The following is a 6,204-nucleotide window of genomic DNA, read 5'->3' on the forward strand; positions in this document are numbered from 1 at the left end:
GGGGTCAGCGGGGCCGGTCCACCCGATGGGGTGGCCCGGTCAGCCCCTGCGCGCCTCGGCGTGCTCGGCGCGCGCCCGCTCGCGGGCGCGGCGCTTGGCCTCCTTGGTCTCCCGCAGCTCCTTCTCCTCGGCGAGGGTGATCACCGTGCCGCCGGGATCGGTCGCGACGGTGCCGTCGGGGTGGGTGACCAGCAGGCCGTCCGGCTGCTCGTCGGAGCGTTCGCCCCGCTCGTTGAAGGCGAGCCGCGCCTCGTGCACGCGGTGGGCGTCGGCGAGGAGCTCGCGAACGCTGTGCTCGGCCACGACGATGTCCTCGTACTTCGCGGGCAGGCCGTCGACGATCTTCTCGTGGGCGAGCATCTTCTCGTACATCGCGTCCCGCTGCTCCTCGAAGGAGCGGTAGGTCATCTCGAGATAGGCGCGGGCCTCGTGATGGGCGTTGTTCACCGCGGCCTGTGCCCGTCCCTTCGGGGACAGCAGGGAGGCCAGGACCGTGACCGTGAGAACGCCGATGATCACGCTGAGCGAGAAGGCGGTGGTGATCTCCGGGATCGCGTGCACGGCCTCGCCGCCGTTGATGAAGCCCAGCTCGTTCTCGTGCAGCGCGTGCACGACGAGCTTCACGCCGATGAAGGCGAGGATGATCGACAGGCCGTAGGAGAGGTAGACCAGGCGGTCGAGCAGCCCGTCGATGAGGAAGTACAGCTGGCGCAGCCCCAGCAGGGAGAACACCGTCGCAGTGAACACGATGTAGGTGTTCTGGGTGAGGCCGAAGATCGCCGGGATCGAGTCGAGCGCGAAGAGGATGTCGGTCGCGCCGATCGCGATCATGACCAGCAGCATCGGGGTGAGGACGCGCTTGCCGTTCTCGATGGTGAAGAACTTGTCGCCGTCGTACTCGTCGGTCGCGGGCAGGACCTTCTTCACCAGGCGGACGAAGACGCCCTCGGAGTCCTCGTGGGAGTCCCCCTTCAGCTCGTCCACGATCATCTTGATCGCCGTGTAGAGCAGGATCGCGCCGAAGAGGTAGAAGGCCCAGGAGAAGTTGTCGATCGCGGCGGCGCCGAGGGCGATCATGCCCGAGCGCGCGATGATCGCGAAGGTGATGCCGAACAGCAGCACCTTCTGCTGGTCCTCGCGCGGCACGGAGAAGCCGGCGATGATGATCAGGAAGACGAAGAGGTTGTCGACCGAGAGGGCCTTCTCGGTGACGTACCCGGCGAAGTACTCGGTGCCCATGTCGACACCGCCGAAGACGAGGACCAGCACGCCGAAGGCGAGCGCGATGCCGACGTAGAGCGCGGACCACACAGCCGCTTCGCGCAGGGTGGGGATGTGCGCCTTGCGCACATGGAAGATGTAGTCGAAGGCGAGGAGCCCGAGCACCACGATGATGGTGACGGCCCAGATCAGGGGGGAGACGGTCATGGAGGACCTTCCGGGTCGTGAGACGATCCCGGGTCTCTCCACCTGTCATGACCTCTGACAGGCCGCTGCGCCCGGGGGCCCGTTCGGTGGTTCCCGTGATGACGTGCGCAGCGTGGCGGATACTCCCCCGTTGCCATCGCCGAGTCTACACGCGGGTGATGCGCGCCTGGGAGGGGGCTGGGTCGCGCCTCTCAGCGCGCGAGCGGCCGTCAGCGGTCGTCGACCGCGTCCTCCAGCTCGTCCTTGTCCATCTCCGAGCGGCCCTCGACGCCCTGGCGGCGGGCATCCTGGTAGAGCTGCTCCTTCGTGCGTCCCTTCGCGCCGCTGTGCGAGCGCTCGCCGCCCCGCTCGGACGGGGACTTGTCCTCGAGCGAGGTCCGGCTGGCCTCCTCGGACTCTCCCTCCTGGGCGCGGGTCTTGTTCACCGTGCGGGCCGCGATCTCCTCGGCCTCGTCCTCGGGGACGCCCTTGTCGAGCTGGCTGTCCTTGATGTGCTGGAACTGGCGTTCGCGCTTCGCGCTCCATGCCTCGGGCATGACTGCTCCTCCTTCTCCGTCGTGCGTCTGCGATCTCCGATCGGAGCGGTCGCCGTGCCGGAGATGACCGGCACGTCCATGCTGTCGCACAGCGGGCCGATGTCGAGATCGGGGACCGATCGGTCGAGCCCGGACCCGGGTACCGGACGGCCCGGAACGCCCCTGCGGGAGGCGGGGCCGGCCGACGGGGACGGCTTCCCCGTCGGCCGGCGACGCTCACTCGCGCAGCTCACTCGCGCGCGCGGTCCCCGGACATCGACCCGATGCTGTTGGACGGGGTGGCCTCGTCCTTCCAGCGGAGCAGCGCGCCGACGCCCTCGGGGATCCCGAGCGCGTCCTCCTGCAGGGCGGAGACCGAGGCGTCGATGGCCAGAGCCGTGCGCAGCAGCTCCTCGATCCCGGCGGGCTCCCCGCCGGTCACGAACACGAGCTCCTCGACCTGGCCGCGGCCGATCGCCTGGGCGACCTCGGTCACGCCGCCCACCGAGGCGCCGTCACGCGCCTGGCTCTCGCGGAAGCGGCCCTCGAGGTCCCGCTGCCGGGCGGCGATGAACTCCTCGGTGGCGCGGGTGAGCGCCTCGCGGAAGGGGCCACGGTCCAACGCGGCACCGCGGCTGCCGCCGGGGACCTCCAGGAGCCGGTCGCGGGTCTCACGGCCCAGCGCCTCGCGCAGCAGCCCCATCGCGCGCACGTCGCCGCTGAGCATCACCATGTCCACGCGGTGCTCGCGCAGCGCGCGCTCGACGGCCTCGGCGACCGCGTCGGCGTTGCGCTCCCAGGAGTCCTCGACGCGGGCCTCGAAGTTGTCGGCCCGCCAGCCGTGCTGGGGCCCGCCTCCGACGCTCGCCTTGTGGAGGACGTCGTGGCCGCCCTCGACGGTCGCGTCCTCTCCCAGACCGTTCGGGCCGTGGGCGATCGACGGGTTCTCCGGTGCTCGCAGGTGCAGGTCGGCACCGGCCCGGTCCACGACCACCAGCAGCTGGCGCACGGCGAAGGGGATCAGCTGCAGCAGCGGCAGCAGCTGCGGGAACTCGCCCCGGTGGGCCGACTCCTTCAGCGGAGGCGCCGGAAGGACCCGGTCCACGAGGATCCCGTCGTCGTTCCCGAAGACGGAGCGGCCCTGCCGTCCGCCGAGGGTCGAGGGGCTGAGCACAGTCTCCTCGATCTGGGCGAGCAGCGCCTGCGGGGCGCCGTCGGCCGTGAGGGTGGAGCGCATCCGCGCCCAGCGGGCCTCGAGCTCGCCGGCGGCATGGGGGTCGGTCCGGGTGGTGTCGAGGTGGACCGAGACGACGGGGCCGGTCGCTTCGAGGACGGGCGTGAGCCAGGGCAGTTTCACAGTGGACCTCCAGGTGCTCGACGTGCGGGGACGACCGTGCTCCCAGCTCGGCCTCTTCGCCCCGCCTGGGTCCGTTCAACCCTGGCACGCGGGGTCCGGCATCGCAAGCGGGTTCGGGCCGAGGGGGTCGCTGCCCTGCGTGGGGCCCGCTCCGACTCCCGACCCGCGGGGCGGTCAGAAGGTGAAGCCGCGGAAGAGCAGCAGCGCCAGGCCCAGGCCGACGACGAGGTTCACGCCGGTCGCCGCCGCGAACACGACGATCGGCTTCCAGCCGGACTCCCTGATGCTCGAGGCGTTGAACTCGAGGCCGATCGAGACGAAGGCGAGGGTCAGCGCCCAGGTCTGCAGCTCCTTGGCGGCGTCCAGCCGCGGCTCGAGGACGGCCTCGGGGAGGGACTCCGCGAGCACCGTCGCCACGACCGAGGCGAGCAGGAAGCCGAGCACGAACTTCGGGAACCGCTCCCAGAGCATCGCCAGCGAGCGGCGATCTCCCACGCGGCGCGTGCCGGAGCCGGCGACGGCCCGGCCGGCGGCGGGGGCGACCTTGAAGGAGAAGTACAGCGTCAGCAGCACGGCGACGATGCCCAGCAGCGCGTTCTGGGTGACCTTCACGATCGAGGCGATCTGCAGCGGCTGCTCGCCGGCGACCGCGCCCGCGGCCGTCACCGCGGCGGTGGTGTCGATGTTGCCGCCGATCCAGGCGCCGGTGACCGCGGGGGACAGCCCCATCAGGTCCGCGAGCCAGGGCAGCAGGAAGATCGAGGGCACCGCGAAGACGATCACGAGGGTGGCGGTGTAGGCGAGCTGCTCCTTCTTCGCCTCCACGGCGCCGGCGGCCGCGACGGCGGCGGAGACCCCGCAGATCGACAGGGCGGAGGCGAGCAGGGCCCGCAGCCTGTCGTCCAGCCCCAGCAGCCCGGCGAACCACCAGGTGAACGCGAAGACGACGGTGATCAGCAGGATCGCCTGGAGCACGGCGGGACCCGCCGCGCGCACCACGATCGCGAAGTTCACCGTCGCGCCCAGCAGCACCAGGCCCACCTTGATGAACAGCTCGGTGCGGAAGGCCGCGGCCATGCGACGCCGCACCCCGGTCAGGGACAGCACCGCGTTGCCGAGGAAGCCGAGCGCGATCGCGTAGACCGGGTACTCGATCGACTTCGCGACCTTCCCGACGGCGGTGCCCTCGGTGAGCTCGGGGACCGCATCGGTGAGCACCGAGACCAGCCAGGCCAGGGCCACCACGATCACGAGGCCTGCGACGGTCCAGCCGAGCGCGGCGCGCGGAGCCGGGCCGGGGGAGGGGGCGGAGGCCTCGGCCGCGGCGCCGTCGGCGGCGGTCCGCTCCGTCGCGCTCACGGGATCAGCTCCGGGGAGACCAGCCCGGCCATGCAGGCGCCGAACAGTACGAGCCCCACGAGCGTCGCGATCCAGTCCTCGCCGAGGGAGAACCGCTTGTGGTCATCGGGGTTGTCGGGACGCTCGGTGCTGCTCACCGTTCCTCCTCCAGTCTCGGGATGCCCCGGCGCACGCACTGGGGCCTGGAGGCACTGTAGGACATCGGCTCGTGGTGTCTCGGCGAGCGACCAGCACGTTCGCTCCGCGACCGCGTCCTGTCAGGCGCCCGTCAGATCTCGTCCATGTGACGGACACCCGCGGCGGCCGCCACGACGCGCCAGTCCTCGGCGAGGGAGGCGATCGTCGCGTGGGCGTTCAGGCCGGAGGGCTGGGGGACGACGTGGAGGCCGATCCCGGCCGGCCAGCCCTCGACCTCGGCGGGGTCCTGCCGTCCGAGCCGGGCGCGGGGCAGCGCGTAGGCGGTGCGGAAGGCGGTGATCCCGGCGATCGCGACCGTGCGGGGACGCAGCGTCTCGAGCCGCTCGACGAGGCGGCGGCCGGACGCGCGCAGCTCCTCGCGCCCCAGCTCGTCGGCGCGCACGGTCGCACGGCCGATCAGGTTCGTGATCCCGATGCCGCGGGTGCGGAGGTCCTGCTCGTCCTCGGGGTCCAGGCCCCGGGAGGCGTCCACGAGGCGGGAGGTGAGGCCGGCGCGGTGCAGGGAAGGCCAGAAGCGGTTCCCGGGCCGGGCGAAGGGGGCGTTCACGGCCGCGGTCCACAACCCCGGGTTGATGCCGACGATCAGCAGGCGCAGCTCCTCGCCCCGTCCCGGGTCCGGCAGCACGTCGTCGATCGCGTCGGGGTCGGGGGTCGCGAAGTCGGTCAGCTCGTCCCGGGAGGGACGTCGGCCGCCGAGCGGGGAGGGGCGACGGATGCTCATCCCTGCACTGTATGTCGGCCGGCGGTCGTACTGTGCTCCCATGCGCCCCATGGAGGCAGGACGACTGCAGGTGATCGCGGGCCCGATGTTCGCGGGCAAGACCGAGGAGCTGCTGCGGCGCGTGCACCGGGCGCGCCTGGCGGGTCGGCGCGTCGAGGTGGTCGGCCACAGCCTCGACGACCGCGGCGGCGCGGACCGGCTCAGCACCCATCTGGGCCGCAGCACGCCCGCCCGGATGCTCGAGGACCCGGACGTGCTGCGAGGGCTGCCGGACGCGCCCGAGGGCGCCGAGGGCCGGGTCGAGCTGCTCGCCCTCGACGAGGCGCAGTTCTTCGGTCCCGCCCTCGTGCCGGTGCTCGAGCAGCTGCTCGAGGCCGGGATCGACGTCGCCGTCGCCGGGCTGTGCCTCACCTACGACGGCGAGCCCTTCTCCCCGCTGCCGGAGCTGATGGCGCGGGCCGAGGAGGTCGTGAAGCTCACCGCGGTGTGCACGGTGTGCGGCGCGGACGCCGCCTTCCACATCCGCCTGGTCGACGACGGGGCCGACGCCCGGCGCGCGACCGCCGCGCAGGTGGGGGGCGGGGAGTCCTACCGGGCGCGCTGCCGCGCCCACCGCGATCCCGCCG

At 72.2% G+C, this 6,204-nt stretch carries 7 protein-coding genes; 1 reads left to right on the top strand and 6 read right to left on the bottom strand.

All coding sequences use genetic code 11. The annotated features are described in order from the left end of the window. Positions 1 to 39: 39 nt before the first annotated feature. The 6 genes from HMPREF3159_RS04510 to HMPREF3159_RS04530 all read right to left on the bottom strand — a co-directional run bounded on the left by HMPREF3159_RS04510 (position 40) and on the right by HMPREF3159_RS04530 (position 5,578). On the bottom strand, positions 40 to 1,428 hold the full coding sequence (locus HMPREF3159_RS04510) for a TerC family protein (RefSeq protein ID WP_070499866.1): 1,389 nt from the start codon (positions 1,426 to 1,428) through the stop codon (positions 40 to 42). Between the two features lie 209 nt (positions 1,429 to 1,637). Continuing rightward, positions 1,638 to 1,964 (bottom strand): plasmid stabilization protein, encoded by a 327-nt coding sequence (locus HMPREF3159_RS04515; RefSeq protein WP_070499867.1) that lies wholly within the window; start codon positions 1,962 to 1,964, stop codon positions 1,638 to 1,640. Between the two features lie 229 nt (positions 1,965 to 2,193). After that, positions 2,194 to 3,300, bottom strand: a complete 1,107-nt coding sequence (locus tag HMPREF3159_RS04520; RefSeq protein ID WP_070499868.1) for a baeRF2 domain-containing protein — start codon at positions 3,298 to 3,300, stop codon at positions 2,194 to 2,196. Between the two features lie 174 nt (positions 3,301 to 3,474). Next, positions 3,475 to 4,659, bottom strand: coding sequence for a YeiH family protein (locus tag HMPREF3159_RS04525; protein ID WP_070499869.1), 1,185 nt, complete (start codon positions 4,657 to 4,659; stop codon positions 3,475 to 3,477). Continuing rightward, positions 4,656 to 4,796, bottom strand: coding sequence for a hypothetical protein (locus HMPREF3159_RS17410; RefSeq protein WP_168165378.1), 141 nt, complete (start codon positions 4,794 to 4,796; stop codon positions 4,656 to 4,658). Before HMPREF3159_RS17410 ends, HMPREF3159_RS04525 begins: the two co-directional genes overlap by 4 nt. A 131-nt stretch (positions 4,797 to 4,927) precedes the next feature. Further along, positions 4,928 to 5,578 (bottom strand): mismatch-specific DNA-glycosylase, encoded by a 651-nt coding sequence (locus HMPREF3159_RS04530; protein ID WP_070499870.1) that lies wholly within the window; start codon positions 5,576 to 5,578, stop codon positions 4,928 to 4,930. A 40-nt stretch (positions 5,579 to 5,618) separates the two neighbouring features. Here HMPREF3159_RS04530 and HMPREF3159_RS04535 point away from each other — a divergent pair. Then, positions 5,619 to 6,204: thymidine kinase (locus tag HMPREF3159_RS04535; protein WP_070499871.1), on the top strand; the 586-nt coding region annotated here is incomplete at its 3' end.

The sequence above is a fragment of the Brachybacterium sp. HMSC06H03 genome (assembly GCF_001807385.1).
Lineage (GTDB): Bacteria > Actinomycetota > Actinomycetes > Actinomycetales > Dermabacteraceae > Brachybacterium > Brachybacterium conglomeratum.